The organism is Lysinibacillus sp. Bpr_S20, from assembly GCF_023337835.1.
In the GTDB taxonomy this organism is placed as follows: Bacteria; Bacillota; Bacilli; order Bacillales_A; family Planococcaceae; genus Lysinibacillus.
The window spans coordinates 117152-142117 of the sequence record NZ_JALNLQ010000007.1 but is presented as its reverse complement, the minus strand read 5'-3'; the positions used below and the strand labels follow the sequence as shown (position 1 = coordinate 142117).

28 protein-coding genes are annotated in these 24966 nt (G+C 36.6%); 18 read left to right on the top strand and 10 right to left on the bottom strand.

Annotated elements, in window-relative coordinates; genetic code table 11:
• Positions 1 to 298 precede the first annotated feature (298 nt).
• The 4 genes from MWJ95_RS17360 to MWJ95_RS17345 all read left to right on the top strand — a co-directional run bounded on the left by MWJ95_RS17360 (position 299) and on the right by MWJ95_RS17345 (position 4440).
• Positions 299 to 565 carry a hypothetical protein gene (locus MWJ95_RS17360; protein WP_249075010.1) on the top strand — a complete coding sequence of 89 codons (267 nt, stop codon included), beginning with the start codon at positions 299 to 301 and terminating at the stop codon, positions 563 to 565.
• A gap of 67 nt (positions 566 to 632) precedes the next feature.
• Positions 633 to 923 (top strand): hypothetical protein, encoded by a 291-nt coding sequence (locus tag MWJ95_RS17355; protein WP_249075011.1) that lies wholly within the window; start codon positions 633 to 635, stop codon positions 921 to 923.
• A 152-nt stretch (positions 924 to 1075) separates the two neighbouring features.
• Positions 1076 to 2380: a hypothetical protein gene (locus MWJ95_RS17350; protein WP_249106823.1), complete on the top strand. Its 1305-nt coding sequence runs from the start codon at positions 1076 to 1078 to the stop codon at positions 2378 to 2380.
• A gap of 587 nt (positions 2381 to 2967) precedes the next feature.
• Positions 2968 to 4440: a DUF7309 domain-containing protein gene (locus MWJ95_RS17345; protein WP_249106822.1), complete on the top strand. Its 1473-nt coding sequence runs from the start codon at positions 2968 to 2970 to the stop codon at positions 4438 to 4440.
• A gap of 73 nt (positions 4441 to 4513) precedes the next feature.
• Here MWJ95_RS17345 and MWJ95_RS17340 read toward each other — a convergent pair whose 3' ends face one another.
• Both MWJ95_RS17340 and MWJ95_RS17335 read right to left on the bottom strand, forming a co-directional pair.
• Positions 4514 to 4954, bottom strand: a complete 441-nt coding sequence (locus MWJ95_RS17340) for a cell wall hydrolase (RefSeq protein WP_249106821.1) — start codon at positions 4952 to 4954, stop codon at positions 4514 to 4516.
• 131 nt (positions 4955 to 5085) lie between these two features.
• The gene (locus MWJ95_RS17335) at positions 5086 to 5637 is read right to left on the bottom strand and encodes an ECF transporter S component (RefSeq protein ID WP_249106820.1); all 552 of its coding nucleotides are present in this window, start codon (positions 5635 to 5637) and stop codon (positions 5086 to 5088) included.
• 190 nt (positions 5638 to 5827) lie between these two features.
• On the opposite strand from MWJ95_RS17335, the gene MWJ95_RS17330 reads away from it, so the two are divergent.
• The 4 genes from MWJ95_RS17330 (at position 5828) to kynU (ending at position 9246) form a co-directional block, all read left to right on the top strand.
• Positions 5828 to 6676, top strand: a complete 849-nt coding sequence (locus MWJ95_RS17330; RefSeq protein WP_249106859.1) for a pyridoxamine kinase — start codon at positions 5828 to 5830, stop codon at positions 6674 to 6676.
• Positions 6677 to 6746: 70 nt separating this feature from the next.
• The gene (locus tag MWJ95_RS17325; RefSeq protein WP_249106819.1) at positions 6747 to 7040 is read left to right on the top strand and encodes a hypothetical protein; all 294 of its coding nucleotides are present in this window, start codon (positions 6747 to 6749) and stop codon (positions 7038 to 7040) included.
• A 154-nt stretch (positions 7041 to 7194) separates the two neighbouring features.
• Positions 7195 to 7803 (top strand): TetR/AcrR family transcriptional regulator, encoded by a 609-nt coding sequence (locus MWJ95_RS17320; RefSeq protein WP_249075023.1) that lies wholly within the window; start codon positions 7195 to 7197, stop codon positions 7801 to 7803.
• Positions 7804 to 7959: 156 nt separating this feature from the next.
• Positions 7960 to 9246, top strand: a complete 1287-nt coding sequence (gene kynU / locus MWJ95_RS17315) for a kynureninase (RefSeq protein ID WP_249075024.1) — start codon at positions 7960 to 7962, stop codon at positions 9244 to 9246.
• A 210-nt stretch (positions 9247 to 9456) separates the two neighbouring features.
• On the opposite strand, the gene MWJ95_RS17310 is transcribed toward kynU, so the two are convergent.
• From MWJ95_RS17310 to MWJ95_RS17300, 3 genes are all read right to left on the bottom strand, one after another.
• The gene (locus tag MWJ95_RS17310; protein ID WP_249106818.1) at positions 9457 to 10893 is read right to left on the bottom strand and encodes an amino acid permease; all 1437 of its coding nucleotides are present in this window, start codon (positions 10891 to 10893) and stop codon (positions 9457 to 9459) included.
• A 406-nt stretch (positions 10894 to 11299) separates the two neighbouring features.
• On the bottom strand, positions 11300 to 11635 hold the full coding sequence (locus tag MWJ95_RS17305) for a CHY zinc finger protein (protein ID WP_249106817.1): 336 nt from the start codon (positions 11633 to 11635) through the stop codon (positions 11300 to 11302).
• Positions 11636 to 11682: 47 nt separating this feature from the next.
• Complete coding sequence (locus MWJ95_RS17300) at positions 11683 to 12255, bottom strand: DinB family protein (RefSeq protein WP_249106816.1); 573 nt, start codon at positions 12253 to 12255, stop codon at positions 11683 to 11685.
• A gap of 108 nt (positions 12256 to 12363) precedes the next feature.
• On the opposite strand from MWJ95_RS17300, the gene MWJ95_RS17295 reads away from it, so the two are divergent.
• Entirely contained in the window at positions 12364 to 12855 is a 492-nt protein-coding gene (locus MWJ95_RS17295) for a GNAT family N-acetyltransferase (RefSeq protein ID WP_249106815.1), read from the top strand.
• Positions 12856 to 12941: 86 nt separating this feature from the next.
• On the opposite strand, the gene MWJ95_RS17290 is transcribed toward MWJ95_RS17295, so the two are convergent.
• A complete protein-coding gene (locus MWJ95_RS17290) occupies positions 12942 to 13148 on the bottom strand; it encodes a hypothetical protein (RefSeq protein WP_249075029.1) in 207 nt (68 codons plus the stop codon).
• Between the two features lie 432 nt (positions 13149 to 13580).
• Positions 13581 to 13757 (bottom strand): YvrJ family protein, encoded by a 177-nt coding sequence (locus MWJ95_RS17285; RefSeq protein WP_249075031.1) that lies wholly within the window; start codon positions 13755 to 13757, stop codon positions 13581 to 13583.
• A gap of 279 nt (positions 13758 to 14036) precedes the next feature.
• On the opposite strand from MWJ95_RS17285, the gene MWJ95_RS17280 reads away from it, so the two are divergent.
• Both MWJ95_RS17280 and MWJ95_RS17275 read left to right on the top strand, forming a co-directional pair.
• Positions 14037 to 14603: a sigma-70 family RNA polymerase sigma factor gene (locus MWJ95_RS17280; RefSeq protein ID WP_249075032.1), complete on the top strand. Its 567-nt coding sequence runs from the start codon at positions 14037 to 14039 to the stop codon at positions 14601 to 14603.
• Between the two features lie 26 nt (positions 14604 to 14629).
• A complete protein-coding gene (locus tag MWJ95_RS17275; RefSeq protein ID WP_249106814.1) occupies positions 14630 to 14830 on the top strand; it encodes a hypothetical protein in 201 nt (66 codons plus the stop codon).
• Between the two features lie 312 nt (positions 14831 to 15142).
• On the opposite strand, the gene MWJ95_RS17270 is transcribed toward MWJ95_RS17275, so the two are convergent.
• Positions 15143 to 16042, bottom strand: a complete 900-nt coding sequence (locus MWJ95_RS17270) for a 3-hydroxyacyl-CoA dehydrogenase (protein ID WP_249106813.1) — start codon at positions 16040 to 16042, stop codon at positions 15143 to 15145.
• 628 nt (positions 16043 to 16670) lie between these two features.
• On the opposite strand from MWJ95_RS17270, the gene MWJ95_RS17265 reads away from it, so the two are divergent.
• Positions 16671 to 17702, top strand: coding sequence for an S-layer homology domain-containing protein (locus MWJ95_RS17265; protein ID WP_249106812.1), 1032 nt, complete (start codon positions 16671 to 16673; stop codon positions 17700 to 17702).
• 40 nt (positions 17703 to 17742) lie between these two features.
• On the opposite strand, the gene MWJ95_RS17260 is transcribed toward MWJ95_RS17265, so the two are convergent.
• Positions 17743 to 18429, bottom strand: a complete 687-nt coding sequence (locus tag MWJ95_RS17260; protein WP_249075128.1) for a ZIP family metal transporter — start codon at positions 18427 to 18429, stop codon at positions 17743 to 17745.
• Positions 18430 to 18695: 266 nt separating this feature from the next.
• Positions 18696 to 19376, bottom strand: a complete 681-nt coding sequence (locus MWJ95_RS17255; protein WP_249106811.1) for an NUMOD4 domain-containing protein — start codon at positions 19374 to 19376, stop codon at positions 18696 to 18698.
• A 186-nt stretch (positions 19377 to 19562) separates the two neighbouring features.
• On the opposite strand from MWJ95_RS17255, the gene MWJ95_RS17250 reads away from it, so the two are divergent.
• The 6 genes from MWJ95_RS17250 (at position 19563) to MWJ95_RS17225 (ending at position 24870) form a co-directional block, all read left to right on the top strand.
• Positions 19563 to 20006, top strand: coding sequence for an OsmC family protein (locus MWJ95_RS17250; RefSeq protein ID WP_249106810.1), 444 nt, complete (start codon positions 19563 to 19565; stop codon positions 20004 to 20006).
• Between the two features lie 156 nt (positions 20007 to 20162).
• Positions 20163 to 20798, top strand: a complete 636-nt coding sequence (locus MWJ95_RS17245; protein ID WP_283164741.1) for a sugar transferase — start codon at positions 20163 to 20165, stop codon at positions 20796 to 20798.
• A 327-nt stretch (positions 20799 to 21125) separates the two neighbouring features.
• Positions 21126 to 21458 carry a hypothetical protein gene (locus MWJ95_RS17240; protein ID WP_249075038.1) on the top strand — a complete coding sequence of 111 codons (333 nt, stop codon included), beginning with the start codon at positions 21126 to 21128 and terminating at the stop codon, positions 21456 to 21458.
• Between the two features lies 1 nt (position 21459).
• Positions 21460 to 23130, top strand: coding sequence for a GNAT family N-acetyltransferase (locus MWJ95_RS17235; RefSeq protein WP_249106809.1), 1671 nt, complete (start codon positions 21460 to 21462; stop codon positions 23128 to 23130).
• Complete coding sequence (locus MWJ95_RS17230) at positions 23081 to 23857, top strand: hypothetical protein (protein ID WP_249106808.1); 777 nt, start codon at positions 23081 to 23083, stop codon at positions 23855 to 23857. The genes MWJ95_RS17235 and MWJ95_RS17230 overlap by 50 nt, the downstream gene beginning before the upstream one ends.
• Positions 23845 to 24870: a polysaccharide deacetylase family protein gene (locus MWJ95_RS17225; RefSeq protein ID WP_249106807.1), complete on the top strand. Its 1026-nt coding sequence runs from the start codon at positions 23845 to 23847 to the stop codon at positions 24868 to 24870. The genes MWJ95_RS17230 and MWJ95_RS17225 overlap by 13 nt, the downstream gene beginning before the upstream one ends.
• The last annotated feature ends 96 nt before the right edge of the window (positions 24871 to 24966 follow it).

Sequence of the window (24966 nt, the reverse complement as noted above, 5' to 3'; positions counted from 1 at the left end):
AAGGGCCAGAGTAATTAAAAAAATTTAATGTTTGATTAGGCGACAAATAGGGTAATGGTTAATGCAAGGATCATCACCATATCGTGTAGTTGATTTCCGTTTTGACTGGGCGCTTTCTAGGGAGCGTTTAGTCAAAACGGAAATCAACTTATATAGGGCATTCATCCGCAACTTTTGGTGATGAGTCAATGACAAAATACGCTTCCAATTGTACAAACATTTATAGGTGTATTGGTATAGTGAACTTTTTAAGCTAGTACCATAAATATGACTTCATAGATCGAAAGGATGACGCACTATGCTAAAAAACACAAAAAATAATAGAGAAGTTAATGATACTGTAATTATTTTAGAAAAGTACAAGAAAGACATAGAGTTAATTCAAAAATCATTAAAACAACTTGAGATAGAACTTAGTAAATTGCAGGGTGAAGGACTAGTTGAAGTAGAAAAGTTGGTCAATAATGTGAGTATGTTACAGAAGCTTTCAACAAGTGTAGAATTTAAAGCAAAAAATCTTATCTGCAATAATAATACAATTGAGACATCACTGCCTGAAGAATAAATATAAAACTACATAGAAGGTAAGTGACATTAGGTAATAAATTTTTCAGAGAGAAATAAGGTTGGAGATGCATCAATTATATTTGTTATTAAATGAGGCAGGCTTGATGTTTAAGGGTCAATCAGATCAGGGAGAGGTAGATTTCATTCTTCTTGAAACCTATGAAGATGGAACAACACATTCAGTAGATGTACATACATTTGAAACGCTTTTCAAGGATGTGATGGGGAATCCAACCTATGAAGCACTGTCAGGATCTCATACTTTTAAATGGGGAGATACGCAATGCACGATGACTGCTGAGGAAATGGGCTATCAAAAGTATTTTGGGCAATGGAAGGAGCGAGGGTTTATTTAAAACTCAGTTAAGTAATTTTTAACCGTTTTATTGTTTTGGCTTTTAAAACTTATATTAATTTATAAAGAAATCCTCAATGAAAAATGGGTAAAAATCCCGAAATATACAGTATGTTATATTAATTTATAAAAGGATTGTTGGGGGCTTTTTCTGTGGATCATTTGAACGTGTTTAATTCATATAAAAATAAGGCGCATCATCATGAGGATGAACTGACTAGAACGTTTTTGATATTAGTAAAAAATATCCCGTCAGTACAAATTATGTTTTTAGAGTTGGTTCGTCAGGAGTTATTAAATTTTGATTTAAAAAGAGATGAGCAAATAGAGTCGATTGCTACCGGTGATTTAAGTGTTGAGTTAGTAAGTACACAGCTAGGTCATACGAATGAATTATTTAAAGGTACAGCTACTGAAGGTCGTAAAGTAGTTTCAATTATTATTTCTGATGACAAACTTGATATGAAAACTAAAGTCGAAAATGATAGTCGTGGTGCCCGATACGATGGCGTTATTTTTGCTGATCCAGGATGGCTGTTCATCGTTGAAAATAAACCACTTCGCGAAAATATTTGGTTACGTCAGCTTAACCCTTCATTTTTGGAAGAAGTGGGCGTGAAAATAGTAGAGCAAGTTTGTGCTTTATCTTGGCGTACAGTCATAGAGAAACTTAATACGATAGTACAAAATGAGATGGTTTCTGGCCTAGAAAAACAACTTATAGAAGATTTCATCGAGTATATCGATCATGAATTTTCTTATTTAAACCCTTATACGCAATTTGCAGTATGTAAAGGGAATCAATATTTATTAAATAAACGTTGTGTGGCTTTATTAGAAGCGATGAAGATTGACGGGGAAAATGCAATTGTAGACTATCATCGAGGATGGAAGAATTATGCGCAAAGTAAGAAAGATACGGTGAAGCAAATTGCCCTTGATTCTAGTGTTGAAGGAGATAGCTGGAGTATTCATTTATGGCTTTATGCTGGAGATACAATGCATGCTGCTAAGAGTACATATTCAAACTTAGATGTTGAAAAGTTAAATAATTTAATGAATATAGGATTTAAACTTTCAAGTAATTTTCATGTATCTTATCGCTCAAGCAACCTGTTGTGGTTTAAGGGAAAATTAACTTTTGAAGAATATATTCAATATTGGAAAATACATTCGCCGACCTTACGTCAGTCGAAAAGAGAAGAATTTGACGATTTATTCCAATCATTCGAAAACAGCGGAATGACTTTACCTGAAGATCAACATCTAATACAAGAAAAGATTTTATGTAAGAATTATGACCGTCTAAATATTTGTCCAGGTTTTGTCATGAAATATACGTGGACAAGTGAAGAAGCTAGTAAACTAGATCAACGAAATCAGTTTTTAGAAGATTTAATAGAAAAAATAAAAATTGCTTTTGAAGCAATTGGTGATGAGATCGAACTTTCAACTTGAAAATAATATTTACAACTGAGCCTTTTACAAAATAGAAGTGCGGGTTGTTAGGGGATACGTCCAATTACGAAATGCCCTAGAAGAAGCAGAAGAAAGGTCCAATAGGGTGAAAAATAGATATTGCTATATACTAAAAATGCAGCAACCTTCAAACAGTTCGCTGCATTTCTTATTATCAACCTTCCTCAAAAAAATCTAAAGCCATCCTCTTTACCGTAAAGGTTTGAATATTCGATACACCCACATTGTATAAAAACATTAACTTAGTAAGTTTCATGTCATCCATTAAAATTAATGATCTATCAATGCTTTCGTATAAGATGTGACAGTTAATACATCTCATTGAAGTTACTATTCCATAATCCACTCGGCTTCACTTACAATCTCAGTGTAACAACTGCTGGAGAAAGAGTTTTGAAGTATTGCAGAACGGATAGGTTGTTAGTAAAGTGAATAGAGAGTGGTTCACTTTGTAAATAGTAAATTAAGAGATAAGGGCAAGTGATGATGGCACTTGTATATGAAAGTAGATTAGCCGTAGCTACGTCAGCAACACTATAACAAGTAGAAGATGGAGGTTTTAAATTATGATGCTACAGTTGCATATTGAAAGTAAGGAAAAACCAGAAATATATCGAAAGTTATTGTTACCGAAGAACAGTAGTTTTTCTTTGCTAGATGAAATGATATTCCTAAGTTTTGATTTGGATGGGCCGGACTATTTTGATTTTGAAATGGTTAAAAAAGATGGGCGAGTATCGAAAGAAAAGATTTGTTTTTTACCTGAAAATGATACGGATTTTGATACCGATGAAGAGTTGGTCGATGAATGGCTTCGAAATCCTGGTGATGAAGCCTTTGCACATATCATTGATCATAGTGAATCATTTATTATTCGATTAGAGAGCAATAAGGATGTATCGATGAACGCTGAAACTCCTGTATGTATTGCTGGAGCAGGCAATATTCACACGGGTAAATTGGACAAGATCAATTTGGAGGAAATTAATGAATGGATACGGGGGTATGAAGAGGTAGATCATTTCCTCGAAAGCCAAGAGCCAGATTATCTTACTTTATTGGAGCTTACGAATGAGCTGAAAAAATTAAAGCCATGGCAATATTTTGGGGATGATGAAGTCGTTGGCATTCACTTTGAAGATACCGATTATAAAGTACTTGTTTCTGTCATGGGAGCAGGCGGTGAAGAGTTTGGATTAATGATTTTTGACATGGAGCTTGGTTATACTAGCTTATCGAAAATTCTCTTTGAGAAAAATGTATCGAGCGATGTTTCCTATGGTTTAAATGCTTTAACTGTGAATTTTGTTGATAGAGGAGAGTTAGATCCTGCAGATTATCTGTTAATTAAAGATTGTGGGCTATCGTTTAGAGGGAAGAAGAACTGGATTCAATTCCGGAGTTATTTAGAGGGAACGCATCCTGAAAGACCAGATTATCTAGAGGTAGAGTTATTAATTAATGTTATTAGTAGGATGATTAATATTGTAGAAGCTCGGAAGGATGGCTGGGAATATCCGGAGGTAGCACCACATCAATATCCAGTATTTAAAGTGGAAATGGATGGTGCGTTACAAGAGATTTATATTTTGCACATAAATGTCACAAAGCCAACGTATGAGTGCTACGAGGAAATTTCAATGTTTGAAAAAGCAAAATATAAGAAAAAGCCTAAAAGCGCGTTACAAGTTGAATATGATTTATTTTACATGCCTTTTGGTGTAGAAGTCGAAGAAATAGACCGCACTGTATATCCGACTGCTGGTATGCTTGTTGACCGAGGAAGCAATTTTGTTATTGAACACGAAATGCTCCCTATACCTAAAACGGCACAAATTGCACAAAGTCTTTTATGGACATTTTTGCAAAACATGGATGTAAGGCCGAGCAAACTATTTGTCTCTAAAGAGTTAAGACCGATTCTTCAACCACTAGCAAAAATAATAGGGATAGAGCTTGTAGAAAGTGAACTCCCTGCTATTCGAGAAGTGAGAGAGTTTATGATGAAAACTGTACCGATGGATTTATTGGAAGAATAGGGAATAACTAATCATAGAAAATCCCACGGAGAGATTGAAGACTTTTCCGTGGGATTTTCTTTTAAAAGATGCCCTATCCTCGATAAACACTTTCACATGTATCAGGTGCTGGTTCATAGAAGCAATGATTTTTAAATTGGCCAGTAAAAGGTTGACCGTACCATGTTGGAGGACATGGTGCATATGGATTGAAATACCAAAGTGCAAATTTCGCTGGATGTTCTCGCCAATAATCCAGTGTCAGTTTTGCTAATCTTCTTTCGTTAGGTCGTGCTCTTTGGTAAAACATATTCCCTTTTTGAACAGCTTCAAAAGAATAATTTCCTCCCTGTACCTGATAAATGACATCATTAATGGTTCTTAAATCTTTAAAATCGGGACACTCTGCTATAACACGATTCACAATGACATTACCGACATATAGCATTCCTTGATTGCCTTCACCTACCGCTTCCGCTCTCATCATCCTTGCCACTAAATCAATGTCGGAATTTATATATTTTACTCTTGGCAATTTTTCACCTCCACCATATAGTATGAAAAAGAGCCGTCATTATTGTCATTTGAAATTCTAAATGTAACGACAACAAAAAACACACCCTCTATGCTGCTGACAAAACGGCAAGATGGCGTGTTTAGTTTGTATTAAAAGTTCTTTTTGAAGTACGGTGTTTTTTTCATGACGATACATACTGGAATCGCGATTAGTAAACCGACAACGTTTTGGATGATGTCTCCTGGAATGGATGCCATAGGAGCAACCCAGCTTTTGAACATAATGGCTTGCCCGATATAGTAAACCCCCATCATTACGGGCATAGCAACAACTGCTGCTAAAATATTTAGTCGGACGTCGTCGCCTCTATGTCCGTTAGACCAAGCGATTTTCCCAACAATAGCACCTTGTAATGCGCGGGAGATAATTGTAGTTGGCGCCCAAATTAACCAACCACCGACGATATCAAACAAGCCCATTCCGATTGCTCCGGCAAGTGCTCCCTTTTTAGGGCCGAATAAAATCGACGTAATCAAAAGCATAGATGTCCCTAAGTGAATCAGTCCACCTTGCCCGAATGGTAGTTTAAAATTAATAAACATTGTGGCGACGAAAACAAGTGCTGCTAAAATGGATGTCATCACCAAATCAAATGTATTCGTGCGTGGTTTTGTATAGGAATGACGTTGTATAGTTTGCATCTGCGTATCCTCACTTAGATGAATTTTTCGATAATTTTAACTTTAACAAAGGACTGACTATCGTAAAAGTGCCAATTTGATAAAAATATTAAAGGTCAGTTTGCTTTTATATAAGAGTACGCATTTTCGCATCTTTCCAAGTATGATACGATGAAGAGAAGACAAGCAAGACAGTTAGGTGGGGAGTATGATGAAAAAAGTTGCGGTAATTCAGGATATGTCATCCTTTGGGAAGTGCTCGTTAACGGCTGCGATGCCTGTGCTGTCAGTGATGGGGGTTCAGGCCGTACCATTACCAACTGCAATTTTAACGGCGCAAACTGGATATCCGAGTTTTTATTGTGAGGATTTGACGCCAAAGATGGACTATTTTGTAGATGAGTGGAGCAAACTTGGCGCGACCTTTGATGGCATACATACTGGCTTTGTGACAGGCAAGGAGCAAATCGATAATATTTTTCGATTTTTAAATGTGTTTCATTCGAGTGAAACGACGTTGCTTGTTGATCCTGTCATGGGCGATTTGGGCGAGGTCTATAAAATGTATACAGGCGAGTTGCTTGATCGTATGAAAGCGCTCGTGAAGAGTGCAGATATTATTACACCTAATATTACAGAATGCTGCCTGCTTACAGGTTTGTCCTATGAGAAGCTACAAAGCTATCAAGACGATGCAGATTATATAAAGGCGTTAGAGGAAGCGGGCCATCAGCTACAGCAGACAACTGGTGCGAACGTCATTATTACCGGTTTGAATCCGCCGCCAGCAGATGCAAGCAAGCGTTATGTAGGCAATATGTATGTCGATGCACAACGTTCATTTTCAAGCATTCGGGAATACAACGGCGAGAGCTATTCGGGCACAGGTGATTTGTTTGCATCCGTTATCATGGGTGGCATGATGCGCGGTCAGGATTTAGTCGAATCAATGAAACTTGCGGAAGCATTTTTAGCCGCTTCGATTGAAGCGACATCGAAAGAACAAATTCCACGCGAAGCAGGCGTGAATTTTGAAAAGTTTTTACGAATGCTACTTTAGCAATCTTTAACAAGAGTATTCATCTGCTTTTTAAGGATATAATGAACATCATGCATTGGGGAGGTGTATAATGGATTCAATTAGATATTACGTAGTGCAAGTAGATGATCGCTATTACCAGGGAGAAGTTGACCTCCAACCATTTACGGATGATGAAGAACAGGCCTTTGCGTTTACGGATATTGTGACTGCAAACGAATTGGCAAATAAGGTCAATGGAATCGTCCTGGCAAGAGAAGTCAGTTATCAGGAGCTAGAAGACTTTTCAGCACAATATCTGGTTGAGTACGACGCATTGCCAAAAGAAGAGCGTGACACGATAGAATCATTTTGTAGGGAACTCCATTTAGGAATATATGAATAAACACTGAATCGAATCTTTTCGGTTCTTTTTTATGTAGTTTTCGACGCTGCTAAATCAATATTTCTGTGTAGACTCCACACTTCTTCTACAAAATGTCCAACTCCTTGTTATTTTTGTATAATAGAGGTAGATAGAATTTGGAAGTTGGTGAATTATGAAGAACTGTAGTCAGATTAAGCAGGATCGTGCTCGTGAAACGCGTAATACATTGATAGAGGCAGGCAAGAGGGTATTTTTTGAGCAGGGCTTTCAGAAGTCGACGATGAAGCAAATTATTAAAGAAGCTGGAGTGGGGCATGGTACGGCCTATGTATATTTTTCGAATAAGGATGCACTTTTAATAGAGATTATCGATTCACTGCTTGAGAAAATGTACAATATTGCGATGCTGAGCTTTGTTCCGAAATCGAAGGAAGAGGCAAGGGAGCAAATTATATATCAGGTAAAGGCTTTCAATAAGCAAGGCATTGAAAATGAAAAACTAATGAGGTTAGTGCTTGAGGCGATTGGTGTTTCAGAGGAGGTTCGAGAAAAATGGTCTCTTGTTCAGCAGCATTTTATTGATCATATTGAGAAGGATATTTTATATGTGCAAAATAATAATATTGCGAAGCACCATCTTAATGCCAAGGATGTTGCACATATGTGGTATCACATTAATGAGAATTTACTATGGCGTTGCCTGCAAGATCCAAACGTTTCCATTGAACAGAATGTAGATTTAATCGTCCATTTTTATATTGAAGGTCTTTATACAGATTAACCTCCTTTGTTGGAGGTTTTTTCTGCTTTGTGCCTCAAAAACTATATTTAGAGTACGGAAATTCTTTTGTTAAAAATATTGACACTGTGTCACTTTTTGATAAGATGGGTATAAGGTAGTAAAAAGTTACGATGCTGCCATCATTTCAAAAGAGGGGTGTTTATAATGGAATTTAATCCAACAAGAGAATACGCAACTTTTTTAGACAAAAATGATGATTTAAAACAATTTAGAGAGCAATTTTATATTCAGCCAGAAAAGATCTATTTCGATGGTAACTCATTAGGGCTATTATCGAAGAGGGCAGAGGCAAGTTTGCTAACACTTTTAGAAACTTGGAAGCAGCATGGCATTGATGGATGGACACAAGGAGAGAATCCTTGGTTTTATTTGTCGGAGCAGGTGGGCGTACAGCTTTCAAAGATCGTTGGTGCGAAGCCCGAAGAGGTCATTGCTACAGGCTCAACTACTGTAAATCTGCATCAAATGATTGCAACGTTTTATAAGCCAACAGGCAAAAAAACGAAAATAGTAATAGATGAATTGAATTTTCCAACAGACTTATATGCAGTGCAAAGTCAGCTGGGGATGCACTATGAAAATATCGAGGATCATATTCAATATGTACGTAGTCAGGACGGGCACTGTTATACGCATGAGGATATTGTTGCAGCGATGACTGATGATGTGGCATTGATCATCCTGCCGGGGGTGTTATATCGTAGTGGTCAAATACTTGATTTGAAAGCGCTAACAAAAGAGGCGCATAAGCGTGGTATTGTAATCGGCTTTGACCTGTGCCACTCAGTTGGTTCAGTTGAGCACTCACTACATGACTGGGATGTTGACTTTGCCTTTTGGTGTAACTATAAGCATTTAAACGGTGGCCCAGGTGCTGTTGCTGGTTTATTCGTGCACGAAAAGCATTTTGGTACGAAGCCGGGGCTAGCAGGTTGGTTCAGCTCTGATAAAGAGAAGCAATTTGATATGGAAACGAGTCTTATACAAGCAAATAATGTGAGCGCCTATCAAATGGGTACACCGCATGTATTAAGCTTAGCACCGCTTCTAGGTGCGCTTGAAGTCTTTAATGAAGCGGGGATTCACCGTATTCGGGAGAAATCGATCCAGCTAACAGGGTACTTCATTCAGCTATACAAGCAATATTTAAGTGAATACGATTTTGAATTAAATTGCCCGGTGAGCAATGAACTACGTGGCGGTCATGTCTTTATTACACATGCGGATTCGGCTCGTATTTGTAAGGCTTTGAAGATGAAGGGAGTTATTCCTGATTTTAGAGCGCCGAATGGCATTCGTATTGCGCCGGTAGCGCTTTATAATACATTTGAGGAAGTATATGAAGTTGTTCAAATTTTAAAAGCGATTATGGATGAAAAATTATATGAGCAATTCAAAAACGAACGTGAAGTGGTAGCATAACGAGAAAGTATAAAGAAATTAAGGAAGTAAAACGATGTTATTTTAATAGGACGAATCTTTAGGCATGAGTCTTGTGAGGCTCATGCTTTTCCGCGTACAAGAAGTGCTAGCTATGGAAAAGCATTTTTAAGGTTTTCTATCGAGAAGACAGTCGCTAAAAAATACCTTCAAGTTTGACTTAAAGTGTTCAAACTTGAAGGTATTATTTATCTAAGTCATTTTTACTTGCTCTTTTTCCGGCTCATTAGCCATTAAACGTCTCTTCGCTTCGGTTACTCTTTTCCAAACAATGTAGCCAATGGAAATAACGAGGAGACTTGGGAAGCCAACGAGCAGGGTTGGCCTAAAGTCTGGTGAGAACCATGTTGATAGTACAACAGAAGCTAATAGAACGGCACCTAGGATTGTTAAATAAGGATACCCAATCATTCGTACCGGCAGTTTTTCGCCATCGACCGCTTTATATTTTTTACGGAAAAATAGATGAGTAATAAAAATCATAAACCATGCGAACATTGCTCCAAAGCTTGATATAGAAATCATTAGTGACAAGGCTGATTCGGGCTTAAAAATCGAAAATGCAGCGGCGATCACAATACCGATAACTGATGCAAATAATGCCTTCGTGGGTACTTGTCTTTTGTTTAGCTCGCCTAGTTTCTTTGGTGCAAAGCCACCACGTGAGAGCGAGAACACCATACGTGTTGAGATGTACAACTGACTATTCATAGCAGAAAGTGCGGCGATTAAAACGACAAAATTCATGACAGATGCTGCCCCTGGAATATTTAATATTTCCATTACTTTCACGAATGGGCTCTTGTCTGTCCCTGCCATTCCCCAAGGAACGATCATTAGCATAAGTGCAAGCGTAAGGATATAGAACAAAATCAGACGAATGATAGCTGATTTTAACGCGATTGGAACAGCCTTCTTTGGATCTTCAGCTTCACCAGCGCTAACGGCTATCATTTCAATGCTTAAATAACTAAATAAAGAAACAAAAATCCCCATCCACATACCCCAGAAACCATTTGGGAAAAATCCGCGATCATTGACATAGTTTTGGATGCCGATATTTGATGAGGCATCTGCACCGAAAATAACGAAAGAAGCTAATATGATAAAACCAACAATCGCAACGATTTTAACAACAGAGAACCAATATTCTACGACACCAAATAATTTAACAGTGGTAGCGTTTACATAAAGCAGTATAGCAGCAAACAATATAATCCAAACAGCATTTGGTACGCTTGGGAACCAGTAATTCATGTAAAGTGCAACGGCCGTAACCTCTGTTCCAATTGAACAGATTAACGAAAACCAATAAGCATATCGAATAGTAAAGCCAGCCCATGAATTCACATATTTTTCAGCATATGCACCGAAGGATCCTGTTGTAGGATGAGCTACCGTCATTTCTGCAAGACAGCCCATCAATAATAATGCGATAACAGCACCGACTGAATAGCTAAGAATAACACTTGGACCAGCAAGACCAATTGCTAAGCTACTACCTAGAAATAAACCAGTTCCGATTGCTCCACCGATGGCTATCATCGTAATTTGCTTCGTGGATAGTCCTTTATTCAGACCTTGCTCCCGTTCCATGATGTCATCCATATTATGATTGTTATTAACCATTTTTTCAGCCCCTTTGTTTAAATAGTGCGTTCCATCAATCAACTTCTTTCTAGTATTTATAAAACTTTGAATATAAGCCTATACTAAAATAAAAGTGACACTGAGTCAATAATCAATGTCGGAATTTGCTGACAATTGTTATCTTTTTCTGTTTCAGGTAGTTATTCTTTATGTGAGAGTTCCGCGTTCTAAATCATGTATCCTTGTTATTTAAGGAGTTTCTTATCGTTTTTAACTAATGTATCGACTTTTGTAGATAACTGACATACTATCAATATTTTGGTGTTGAAATTAGATGTAGATGTTTTCGAGACTAACAAACTATAAAAAGAAAAAACCTTGAAGAAACTAGCTCTTCTAAGGCTTTGCCAAATGCTTTATTTAGACATGATGAATACACATATTTTTAAAAACTACATGTAGAATTATGATCCGTCCCAAAGTATATATGAAAATGCTTACTGCAATTTGGATTGAAAAGAGTATGACAATGCTTACATGTTTTACTATTCATATATTCATGAATGGTTAAAACATTTTTACATACACCACAAAAAATGGCCTTTTCCTCAAAATCCTCTTGCTTCCAGGGCTGAATGTTATGATCTGTATTTTCCTCATGACATTTATAGCAAGGGTAAAACTCTCCGCAACATTTAAACTTAATGGAAATAGTATCTTGTTTAGTAGAATAGTGTTTACATCTACCTTGATCATCCACAACATTTCCTAAAATAATCATATTTCTAACCTCTTTTCCTAAATAAAATCTTCTAATTGCAATATCGTTTAGATTAAAACTTCGCCAGTGGCAATTAATTCATTATATTGCTCCTCTATTATTCTAAAATGATGCTTTTCGTGAATAGCAAGTAGCTGGATAGATTGTATAAGGTTGGGATAGTGCGCGATAGGATCTGGGAAGACAATATGCCCGGCAATATCCTCCTCGATATTTTTTACTAATTTTTGCATGGCGTTCGTTTCGTTTACTAGTATTTGTTCAATTTCGTCGCTGCTCAGCGTAAAACGTATGTTGGAGGGAGGCACTAATATTCCTGGTGCTCTCATGCCTCGTCCCTTTTTCTTTTTATATTCCTCGTAAATATCATGTATTTCAGTAGCGAATGGTTTGTTTCTTCGCATTTTAGCGTAAGGCGTCAGTAGTAAGGATAACTTTGTTGCATTTTTAAGCATTTTGAGGATTAGATAAAGGTGAAAGAAGTGTTCACCGATAGACCATTTCCCTTCTTTCTCACGATGCCATAGTTGTTCCTGCGAGAGTGAATGAATGCGAGGTAGGTAGTGAGCTCGCTGCTCCTGTAATGTATGAAAATGATGCGCCATACTGTTAGATTTCATATTTTAGATTCTCCTTTATGCTGTTATTCCTATTTTAGGAAACTTTGTGTTGAAAGTACATGAAAGTCTTTTTATAATTGTCTGAAAAGTATCGTAGGGGGGGAATACATGAATAGTAGACTTTTAACAGCTGCAGATGCTGAAGCCTATCGAAATTTAAGATTAGAAGCACTACAAAATAGTCCCGAGGCATTTGGCTCCAGCTTTGAGGAGGTAAAGGATAATCCGATTGAGTTTTTTGCCAGCAGATTTGAATCTTCTTATACACTAGGGGTATTTGATCATGAAGACTTAGTGGGCGTTGCGACGTTAGTGCAGGAAAGCAAGCTTAAGTTAAAGCACAAAGCTAGTATCTTTGCTGTTTATGTTTCTCCGAAAAAACGTGGACTTGGCATTGGCAAGCGTTTAATGGTTGAAGCCATTAACAAGGCGAGAGAGTTAAAGGGAGTGGAGCAGCTTACTCTATCGGTTGTATCCTCGAATGCTTCAGCAAAAGGTCTGTATTGTTCTTTAGGTTTTGAGGTTTTTGGAACGGAGAAGAGGGCATTAAAAATAGATCAGCAATATTTTGATGAAGATTATATGGTGTTATTTCTTTAAAATGAAAAACTCCAAATAGCATGTTAACCTCTATTTGGAGTCTTGTATTTATGGCGATCGCCACCATCATAAACGTGACGAAGCTATTAGCGTTTGCTCGTTTTATGTTTCAGTAGCTTTACACTCAGGACGATATTGATGATTGATAATGGACATGCTAGCCATAACCCTAAAATACCTAAGCGTTCAATTTGAATGGGTGATTGATTGTAAAAATAATGAAAAGTGATACCTAGAACAAGTAAAATTGACAACACAATATTGGTCGATGCAATTTTATTGCTGCTAGTCATAATTGCCTCCAATCGATCCTTTTATTGATGTATAGTATGCTTGAAATAAAAATTTGATAAAGACCTTAGAAAATGAATGGGATCAATTGGAACAAAGTTCATTTTGATTTGGAATATTCAGTTAATTCAAAGGGTGAATTTTTAATTTCTAGGGCCTATTCTGCCACCTTTAGTTAACCAGCTCCAACATACCTCGAAAAACCTAAACTTTTCTTGTAATAAATAAGGAAAACCAATAAAAAACCAATACAAAAAAGCAAGAATCAATACACCAGTTAATATACTGTTCATCTGTGTGGCAATAAAAATGCTCAAGAACATAATAAGAAAATATAGTACAGCAATTCTCCTGTAGGCAATCATAAATTTCCCCTCCTATAAATTACAATCATACTGAAAAGATAAACTTTTTAGCAATAAATTACAACAAAATCACCCACCTTTTTTGAAATGAAGAGATTTTATCACTTCGGATAACTCCATGATGACAGATTCTAATTTATCTATTTTCCGTTCAAATCGAATGAACAGATAAACTGTTAAGGCAATTGGAAACCCAAAATTTCCTATTAAGCTAATCCACATTGAAACATTCTCTGGTACTATCATGTAAATCAACCTCCTCTGATAATCCCTTATTGCTTGGTACGAACACCAACATTTAAACACTATAAAATGTAAAGAGATGTCTTTCTATAGAAACACAACTTAACTGTTAAAAAATATTATTTTGTCCCGGTTTCATGTCTATTGTTGAATCACCTTTTTGTCTATAAAGGTGATTTTTTTATCTTCGAATAGGAACATTTGTTCTTATTTTGGTTTATAATATAGATAGTACATTCACTTTATATAGAAAGAAGGCGGATATATAGGAGGGTTTATTACATGGAGAAAGATAATCAAAAAATAGAGGAATTCTTCTATAGGAATAATGAACAGGTCAATAATCCGATTATTAAAAGCTTTTTGTCGGATTCTAAAAATCTGTATTTGGTGCAAAAGGCGATCTTATGTCCAACTGATAGTAATAAAAAACGCGTTGATGAATCTTTCCAATCTCACTATATAAATGTTAGGAAAATCAAATACGTTAGTAATTTAATTTATTTCTTTAGTTTAGATTTTGATAAAAAAAGGAGAAAGCTGCAAAAGCATACTTTATTAATATTAGATAAGGGCTTATCTGAAGAAGGTGGAACGACTGCAATCGAGCAAATAGAAGATACAAGCCATGAAAAAGAGCTTGATCATATAGTTGGGAAAGGGCTATTAGACCATATTGAGGATGAACAACTTTTAAAATCCTTACAAAAACTAACGGTTAGACAGCTCCAAATTTTAGAGATGATTTATGTAAAAGAGCTTTCTATAAAAGAAATAGCCCAAACATTACAAACAACTCCACAAAATATATCAAACCTTCACAGGAAGGCTTTAAATAAACTCAGGTAATACACTAAATAAAGGGGGACTAACCTATGGCATATTTAGACAACCAACATAACGAAGAGACTCTAACAATTATAGAGAATTTCATACCTAAAATTAAACATTGTTTACACAATACAGATTATCAAGAAAGGGAAGACTTGGAGCAGGAAATTAAATTAAAAATTATAGAAAAGCTTGCTACAGTAAAATTTCAAGATGCGCCTAGTTTTTGGGACTTTTTCTCGTGAACTGTCTATGTAGATGGATTGAGCTGGCAACCTAATTAATTAGTAGCTAGCCGATCACATTTGCAGCGAACCCGAGCGGATGAAGTAGTGACCCGATCACATTTGGGGCCAACCCGAGCGGATTGAGGCACGCCCTGATCACATTTGCGACCAACCCGAGCGGATTGAGGCACGACCCGATCACATTCGCGACCAACCCGAGCGGATGAAAAGCCACTCGATCACTTTATATCGCAACCGATGTCGACACCTTGAAAAAATAAAAAACGATGTACATAGCGAAGACACTATGCACATCGTTTTTTTGATTGATTAGCCTTTTAGGAAATCTGGTTTTGCGAAGTTTGGATTTGGATATTTATAGAAGCCTTCACCTGTTGCGCGGCCTAGTTTGCCTTTATCGATATACTCTGTTTTTAAGAGGTTGGCTAATTTTTTTAAGTTTTCTTCACCAGTAGCAGCGGCTTTCGCTTCTACAATGTTGAAAGCTGTATTAATACCGACAATGTCAAGGATGGCGAATGGACCTAGTGGTGCGCCTGTTCCGATCATCCATGTTTTGTCGATCGTTTCTGGGTCTGCTACTTCTTTAACTAATAGTGATTCAGCAGCATCTAAAAATGGTACTAGTAATGAATTTAAAATATAGCCTGGTTGTTCTTTATATAATGGAAGTGGAACCATGCCGATTGCACGGGCAAATTCTACGACCTCATCGAAGACTTTCATATCAGTGCCTGGGTGTTTCATAATTTCGGCTGTGTTGTTTTTCCAAATCGTATTTGCAAAGTGAAGTGCTAAAAACTTTTCTGGACGGCCAGTTGCTTCTGCAAATTGGCTTGGTAATAACGTTGATGAGTTTGTCGCAAAGATTGTTTTAGCAGGAGCCACTTTTCCAAGATTTGTGTAAAATTCTGTTTTAATTTTAACAACTTCAGGAATCGCCTCAATTACAAGATCAGCATTTGCAACCGCTTCCGATAAATCACTATTAAATGATAAACGTGCATATGCAGCATCCACTTCTTCTTGAGTCGCACCTAAATCTTGTTGATATAATGGTTTTAAATTTGAAATACGATCTTGTGCATTTTTTAATGCCTCATCATTAATGTCGTAAACGGTTACATTAAAACCTTTAAAAGCTGATTGATAAGCAATTTGACTACCTAGAACACCGCTACCTGCAACTGTAATATTTTGATAATTCATCCTAAATTCCTCCTTTGAAATTGTTACACTAATATAATTATATGGATATTTGATGTATCCCTTATCACAACTCCATACTACTGCTTTCGACATTGGAAAATCAAATGAAAGCCTCAATTATTATAATGCTATAAAAATTTACGCTAATGCAAATTACATAATCATTCAAGTATGGTCTAATAACAATAAAAAAATGCCACTCGAGAAAGTGACATTTTATCCCTTAAAAGATAATTAGTGTTTTGATAGAATTCAAAGGCAAAATCGTAAATGTAGAATATCCCGATATCCTATGCAAATATGATTTGTAGAGCATGAATGGGCGTTTGCTAGTATCACTTTATACCTATTAATAGAAAAATAGATTTACTATTTTTCCTAGACAAATAAAGATAGGATGTTTATTCAAAATGAAGAATATTGATACATTTCAGTAGAATTGTTGAGGAAATTAACCGATTCACTGTAGAAATTATGTCATAAATTATTTTAAGTTTACTTGTGATTTAGTAACTTTTTATTTTATGAAAAATAGGACTTTTTTATAATTTTGAATAATTTACATATTTTTATAGATTTACTAATGATTATTTTAGTAAACTGAATTTATGAATTGAAAGGGGAAAGAATGATGAAGAAAACATTTTTAGCTGGAGCGCTTAGTATTGCATGTTTGACAGGAGGTTTTGGGTTACAAGCAAATGCACAAGAAACTGTAGATGTTGCTAGCTTTATCCACCCTAAACAGGCAGTTGCAGCGACTAAACAAGTGCAATCAATGACTTACCAAGATCTTTATAAAACACTAGTAATCGCTAAATTAGCATATGAAGATAAAGAAATGTCAGTAGTCGCGACGAAAAATAGTATAACATTAAAGCTTTCGTTACAAGGACTATTGAAAACGAATAAAATGACTGCACAGGAGCAAAAAGAATTTAAAGAGCTTTTTGGTGAAGTTATTCAAATGAAATTTACTCCATCTGGAAATACATTTAAGGCAGAGGTTTATGCTGAAGGAAAATGGCAAGCTTTAAGTGATAAAGATTTGAATGCATTTGTAGGATCAATGCAGGAAGATGATTTCAAGTTAAAACCAGGCGGTTACTTCACGGATACTATTGGACATTGGGCTGAGGGCTATATCCAATTACTGTTCCAAGCAGACATTATAAAGGGTACAACTTCTTCAACATTTAATCCGAATGGACAAGTAACACGTGGACAATTAGCTTCTATGATTTTCCGTGCTTCTGGGTTAGATGTGAATAAAGATTATGAAGGTCCTGCTACATATAAAGATTTGGCAAAATACCCGGGTGCGAAGGAAGTAGCGATTTTAGAGGAATATGGCTTAATCGATATTTTTGATGGCGCTAAATTTGAACCATATAAACCTGTTACGCGTGAGGAAATGGCATATGTAACAGCAAGTTATTTAGAAGCAATGGAATATGATGTAAGTAAGGTTAGCAAAAATAACCCATTTACAGACAAAAACAAAATGCGTAAGGAAACGGTTGAAGCAATCGGATTATTAAAGCAATTAGGTGTTGTTGATGGAACAAACGGTCAATTTAATCCAAAAGGTAACCTTACACGTGCACAATTCTCTAAAATCCTAACACTAACATTAATGTTAGTTGGTGACGACGAATAATAAAAAAGAAGCAATCCACAATATTGGGTGGATTGCTTTTTTATTCGACCAGCATATGAAATACGTGGCTTAATAAATATCCTAATAAAACGTATGCTATAAGGGATTTCAGCGTAACTGAACGAATATGATGCAAAATAAATTCCGAAATACTGGCGGTTGCGATTAACCCAATTGATACGCCCATTAGTACTCCCTGTGCTTTATCAGATAACTCCCAATATTGGCCGATCTGTATAAAAGTACTAAAGAAAATCGAAAATGCTATAAAATAAATAAAGAGTCTCCAAAGCCTTTCTCCTTGTGATAGTAATGCTGTTGAAAGTGCAAAACCTTCTGGTAGATGATGTAGAATAATAGAAGCTGTTAGCGTAATACTTAATGCGGCATTCCCTAATAACTGTCCGATCGTAAGACTCATTGGAATAGTGTGGATAATGATAGCGATTGCTAGTAGTGATACTGAGGGATTTTGAGTATGGGAAGTGTGAAATAAACTATTAAGTACTTCAAACATTAAATAGCCCAACAAAATGCCAAGTAAAAGGCCGAGTGATTGGTATAGTTGGAAAGAAGAAGGAATAACGTCTACTACAAGTAAGCCAACTAAAAATCCCCCACATAGTAATGATAATCCATGGGTTGTATGTTGGAATAGCCTAGAGAATATCCAAGCTAGAGCTCCTCCTATGCTAGCGCTAAAAAAAAGAAAACCACCAAGTATCATTGCACTCAACTGCAAAATTCCTCCACCCTATATATTCTTTATGCCGAGGCATAATTGATAAAATATATGCTAAGTAGAAACGAATATGATAATGGGAGGTTATAGAATAAGGTTCAAGTTATGAATGACTAAAAAATAAAAAGACTATTTTATCGATCAATCTATTTTTAAGGGGTTTATTAGCGAAATTAATCGAGCAGGAATAGAAAAGGTATGTAAAAAATCCCCTGCGTCAATGCAATGACGCGGGGATTTTGTGACACCTACTAAAAGTGTATTCCTGGTTTATCAGTTAGTTTGCAGCCTGTACCATATTTCGCTTTTAAGGCACCTTTAAAATTTGTTTGTTCAAGCTCTGGGTACGCTTGCTTCCAAAGTTCAAATACATTGTGACTTGATGCAGTACCTTCTTTTGTTAGTCGAACAATATGGAAACCATATTCATCGTTGCATCGAGCTAATGGACGATTTTCGCGCACTGTAATGATTCGACCGCTCGCTGTTACATCATATAAGCCTTCGTAACCTGAAATGGCACGTCTTTCTTCATCAAAGTCAGCTGTTTTTTCTACTTTTTCTTTTTTGGCTTCTTTGACTGCCTTTTTTTCTACAGGCTTTGCAGCTTCTTTCACTTCATGTTTCTCTACAGGTTGAGCTACTTCTTTGACTTCATCTTTTACAACAGATTTAGCCTCTTCTTTATTTTGAGTAGAAAGCTGCTCCACAATGACGAAATCTTTATTAGAAGCTTTGTCGCTCATTGTCGCCATCACGTTCATAATAGAACCTACATAACGCACTGGTTTATCTTTGTCTTCTTCAAATACAAAAATATTATAATCGGTTTTATTCATCTTTTTCATAATGATATTTCCTGTTTTAGTAGTAAAACCGATAAATTTGTTCTTTTTAAGTGCTTGTACTGCTTGTTGCTTTGTTAAAATCATTTTTAAATCTCCTAAAGAATTGTTTTTTCTATTTTACCATAAAATCAGTTTTCCTGTTTTCTTTACTATTGGATGTTGCATTAGTGCCTTGCAAAACGATTAGGTAGGTACTAGAATTGGTCGGGTAATCAAGAAAAGTGATCAGGTAGAGCGCAGAATTGCATATAATGAAAAGGAGGATTTCATATGGTTCAACATCTATTTAATATGAATTTACAATGGTCGGGGGGGAGAAATGGGACGGGCACTATTGCTGCAGACAATCTACATACGAAAATTTCTATTCCGAAAGAAATGAATGGACCAGGGATTGGGACGAACCCTGATGAAATGTTGCTTGGAGCGGCAGCAACGTGCTATTTAATTACACTGGCTGCGTTACTTGAAAATTCAAAGATTACTGTGTTGGATTTGTCTATGCAAGCTGAAGGTTTTGTGGATGTCACGAACGGTGTTTTTACGTATGAGAAAATCATACATAAGCCAAGGATTGTTGTACAAAATGCAACTGAGCAAGAACAAAAGAGAATTCATCGATTAGCAGAGAAAGCAGAGCAAACATGTATGATTAGTAAGGCGTTAAAAGGAAATGTTGAAATTACATGCGAGGCGCAGATTATACAAGGGTGAATATACATGAATGAATGTTAGGGGTTATTCAAAAATAATTTTGAAATAACTCCTTTTTTTCATTTTATTATCAAATTGCTTGTTCAAAAGTAGTTCTATAAATATCCAAAATGAATATATAAAGTTAAGTGCTAAAAAAATGCAAAGGATGATGAATTGCACGGGCAGTCAGCTCAGGCTATTAATTTTTATAGTCAGTACGGAAAGCGAATTTTTGATATTGCGGGGGCACTCCTATTACTTTTCATAACCATTCCTCTCATGTTAGTAGTATTCCTCATTCTACTTGTGAAAACAGGCCGCCCTGTTTTTTTTAAACAAATCCGTACCGGACAGAATCATCAGCGCTTTGTTATTTGGAAGCTGCGGACAATGACCATTCAGGCAATTCCAGTCAAAATGCCTACTATGTGTGCGGACGGAATCCCGGATGATTATTTTTTTAAAACTGAACAGGATGCGCGAATCACGAAGGTTGGGGCAATTCTTCGGAAGTTAAGTATTGATGAAATTCCACAGCTCATTAATGTTTTAAAAGGAGATATGAGTATGGTTGGACCACGACCAGAAGTTCCGACCATAACAAATGCCTATAACCCGATACAGGCACGACGTTTAGAAGTAAAGCCAGGTATAACAGGGCTTGCTCAAATTAACGGTCGCTCTACTATTTCTCACGGACAAAAAATTTTATATGACCTAGAATACGTTGATCATCATTCTTTTTGGATGGATTTTAAAATTATCATCAAAACACTTTACGTAGTTTTAGCGAGAACAGGTGCTTATTAAAGATGAAGGAGTGTTTACTTCTGAAGATCGTTCAACTTATTTTACGTATGGATAAGATTGGAGAAGCTCAAAAGCAGCGATCCAGCTAAAAAAGGATTTACAAACCTTTTTGCAAGTAAGAGCAATATTTAAAAAATACAGCTAGATATTATTGCGGCACATTCATCGAAGGCGGGCGCCAATGGTCGTGTAGTCGGTAGGCTTTTGCGCATAAAAAAGGTGATGTATGTTCAACAGCGAAAATTATTACGGTATCTGAAAAAATTGCTCCGGCTCATAAAATGCTGACGATTCATAATGAAATCGACTAAGAAGCAAGTAGCACCTATGAAAAAGAATGAGGAGCATCCATTAATCGTCATGGTTGCTCGTTTTGAAGTGCCAAAAAGACAGGATTTATTGCTCGAGACATTAGCAGAGTTTTTTTATACCCCTTGGCGTCTCCAATTCATAGATGACGGCTCGCTCCGTCCTAGATTAGAAAAATTCATTACCGACAAAGGCTTAATGGAGCGTGTCTCATTTTTAGTCAATCAATTAGATGTCACATCTTTACAAGGGTACCTAGTGAACGTCGCTTTTTACGTTTCTACCAATGTATCGGAAAATGCTATTTGTCTCGAACAAGCTGTATTAAAGTCGGCTAAGAAAGGTGATTAGTTTGCAATTAATTCGCATTCGAACTGATAATGAGCTTATGTGGTACAAGGATATTTGGGATGAAATTTTAGCAACGGAGGACAATGATAATCCATTTATAGAATTTGCTTGGTTTTATAACTGGTGGCAAATTGTTGGGCGAAGAGAGCGTGTTGAGCTCTATGCCGTTGAAGAAAATGGTGCGATCATTGCCTTTTTCCCCTTCTTAGTTCGACTTCGATGGGGAGTGCGGATTTATGCTTTTGTTGGTGAAAATATGGCGAATTATTCAGGTATCGTAGCGAAAAAAGAATGGCTGTTGCCCGCTACGTCCTTTGTATTTGATCAGCTCATTGAAAAGTATAAACATCTACTATTCTCATTTCATGGATTATTGGAAAGTAAAGACTCTACAAAGGTACTGGAACAATATTTTATTGAAAGGCAATTACGCCCTCGTATTTTTCGTGTGGTGACGCCGTATCTTGCTTTTCACGAAGTAGATTTTTCTAATTATTTAAATCAACGTATAAAAATGCATGGTATGGATAGAAGAGAACAGAAGCTACGTAGATTAGGATCATTAAAGAGAAAAATCCCTTCGCGAAACGAGCTTTGGCAAATGTTTCGATTATTTGATCGACGATGGGCAAAAAAAATAGCAAGTGATTTTACAAAAGGGAAGAAAAAGGATTTTTTCGAACGGTTAGCGTTTCTAAAAGGGGAGGCATTACAAGTCGAGGTAGACGCACTTGTGTTTGAAGACCAGTGGATTGCCTTCACCTACGGAATTTGCTGTCGTGGACGGTATGTAACTTACGCACTAGCACATGAGCCGACATTTAATCTATTTGAGCCTGGTAGATTAGTGAATCAGGAAACGATTAAGCGAACCCATTCTGAAAACTATCGCTTGTTTGATATGAGTATTGGCTACGAGCCGTATAAATTCGATTGGCGCTCAAATATTGATTTTACAAGGCGTATGCTTGTAAGCAATGGGACGAAACGAGCAAAGCTATTAGCGTACAGTTTTACGCTGAAGGAACGACTCAAGGAGTTTTTAAAAGGCAATCATCGTGTCATGGAATGGAAACTCAATAGGCTTGGTCAATTACGTTACTTAGTAAAGTATGGGAAAGTAAAAGATTGGCTAGAATATGGACAACTGTTCGTAGAAAAATTTATTCGTTTTAAGCAAGTGGATTTGTATGAATTATCCCCATCAGATAGTGTTGTACCGCATAGACCTGTAGGCGTTTTGTTTGAGGAGTTGTCGATACAGGAGGCGATGCAACTCGATGATGAAGAAATTATTTCTCTATTTTACAAGGGATACACCATTTATAAAGATTCTTTTGCAGACACGAATAAGCCTGCGTTTGCGTTACATGCAATGAACTGGCGTGTAGATGCATTGCAAATTGTTGAAGCATTGCCAAAGCAGACATATTTTTTAACCTATGATGTTTATAAAAATATCGATATTATCACAGCCTTTTTTCAAAAAATGAAACCTGCACAAACACTATGGGTTACTGCAAGTTTGTGGCAATGGCGAAAGCGTAAACAATTATTGCGGCTAGGCTATAAACGTATTTCTCGAATGAAGCATTTTAAATGTGCTCGCTATGAGCGAAATCATGCAGAAAAATACACAGAGAGTGGGGGCGATGTTCATTCTGTCCATTAAAAGTAAGCGATGGAATATCGCAATGCAGCATTTTTATTTTGTAGAAAAGCCAGCCAATGTAAGAAAATCAATGAAGGTTATTGGCTATACTAATTCACTTGTACCGAGCCGTAAGCTTGTGAAAAGTGAGACGGTTCATATTCACCTTACTGATAGTGAGTCATCCATGTATCTTGCTCTTTCAGAAAGCAATCGAAAAATTCTTCGCCGTGCAGAAAAAGAGTCCTATCAAGTTTTTATTTATAAAGAGCCATCGGATGGAAATTTACGAGCCTTTCAACAGTTTTATAATAACTTCGCCAAAAGGAAAAAACTCGAGCTAATTAGTAAGTCTCAAATGGAAGCTATTACGCTCTTAAAAAATAAAGGGGCACTATGGTTGTCTGAAATTCGAAGTATTTGTGGACAAACATTGTGCTATAGACTCGATATTGTGTACGCTAAAAAAGCGATGTCCTATTATGTAGCGACTTGTCATCCACAATCGATGCCAGATCATTTAAAAAGACCAATTCGTTATGCTAATCGGTTCTTACTTTGGCATAATATATTGCATTTAAAGGAGCAAGACTTTGTTTTATATGATATGGGCAAGCTGACAGATGATCAAAATGTTCGTGCATTTAAGCTAGGCTTCGGTGGACAAGTCGTCGATGTATACTCTGGCTACATTACCCAATCCAAAATACGTGCACTGTTACTGGGCGTGCAAAAATGGAGGAAGTAGTAATTGAAGTAAATCGTGGAGGTCTTGTCATATCATTGGATTTTGAGCTAAATTGGGGTGTCCACGATGTTTGTAAGTACGGACAATATAATAAAAATTTATATGGCGTTCGTGAAGCATTGCCTAAAATACTCGAGTTGTTTGAACAGTATGGCATTCATGCGACTTGGGCAACAGTGGGACTATTGTTTGCAGAGACAAAAGCTGAAATGGCTCATTACTTAAGAGGTATCCCCGTAAAATATAAAAACATGCGCTATGCAGCACATACACAACTTGCAAAAGTAGGAGAAAATGAGCAAGAGGACCTTTTACATTTCGGCAAATCCTTAATTGAGAAGATTAAACGTACGCCACATCAAGAAATAGCAAGTCATACATTTTCACATTTTTATTGTTTAGAAAATGGACAAACTGAAGCAGATTTTCGGGCAGATCTACATGCTACTGCCATGATTTGCGAGGAAAATATCGGATTGATGAAATCGATTGTATTTCCGCGTAATCAAGTGAATGAAGCCTATTTCCCAGCCTGCCAGGAAGTGGGGTTTGTATGTTATCGAGGGAATGAAAATCATCCGTTATACAATCCACAAAAATTTACGAAAAAAAGGCGACTATTAGGTGCGAAAAAATGGCTGGATAGCTATGTTAATGTAACAGGAAATCATCTAGTAACGCTAGAAGAAATGCTGCAGGATTCCTTTATTAACATTCGTTCAAGTGCATTTTTAAGACCTTATTGTAGCCCTTTACGATTTTTGGAAGACTTAAAGATCAAGCGTATTAAAGAAGGTATGCATGCTGCCGCAATGTCTAAGGCTTTTTATCATTTATGGTGGCATCCTCATAATTTTGGCAAGAACATTGAAAAAAATTTAGCGATGCTTGAGGAGATTTTACAGTATTATCGAGAATTGCATAATCGATATAGCTTTCAAAGCTATACGATGCAAGAGGTCGCAGAGCTTTGCCAAACTGTATCCCGCAAAAGCCCGATAGGTGAAGACTAATGATCAGTAGGGTGAAAAACCTGAAAAAGTAGCAAACTAGAAAAATGACCTAGTTTGCTACTTTTTGTGATTAAAGGGGTAAATGGAGTATGTAGA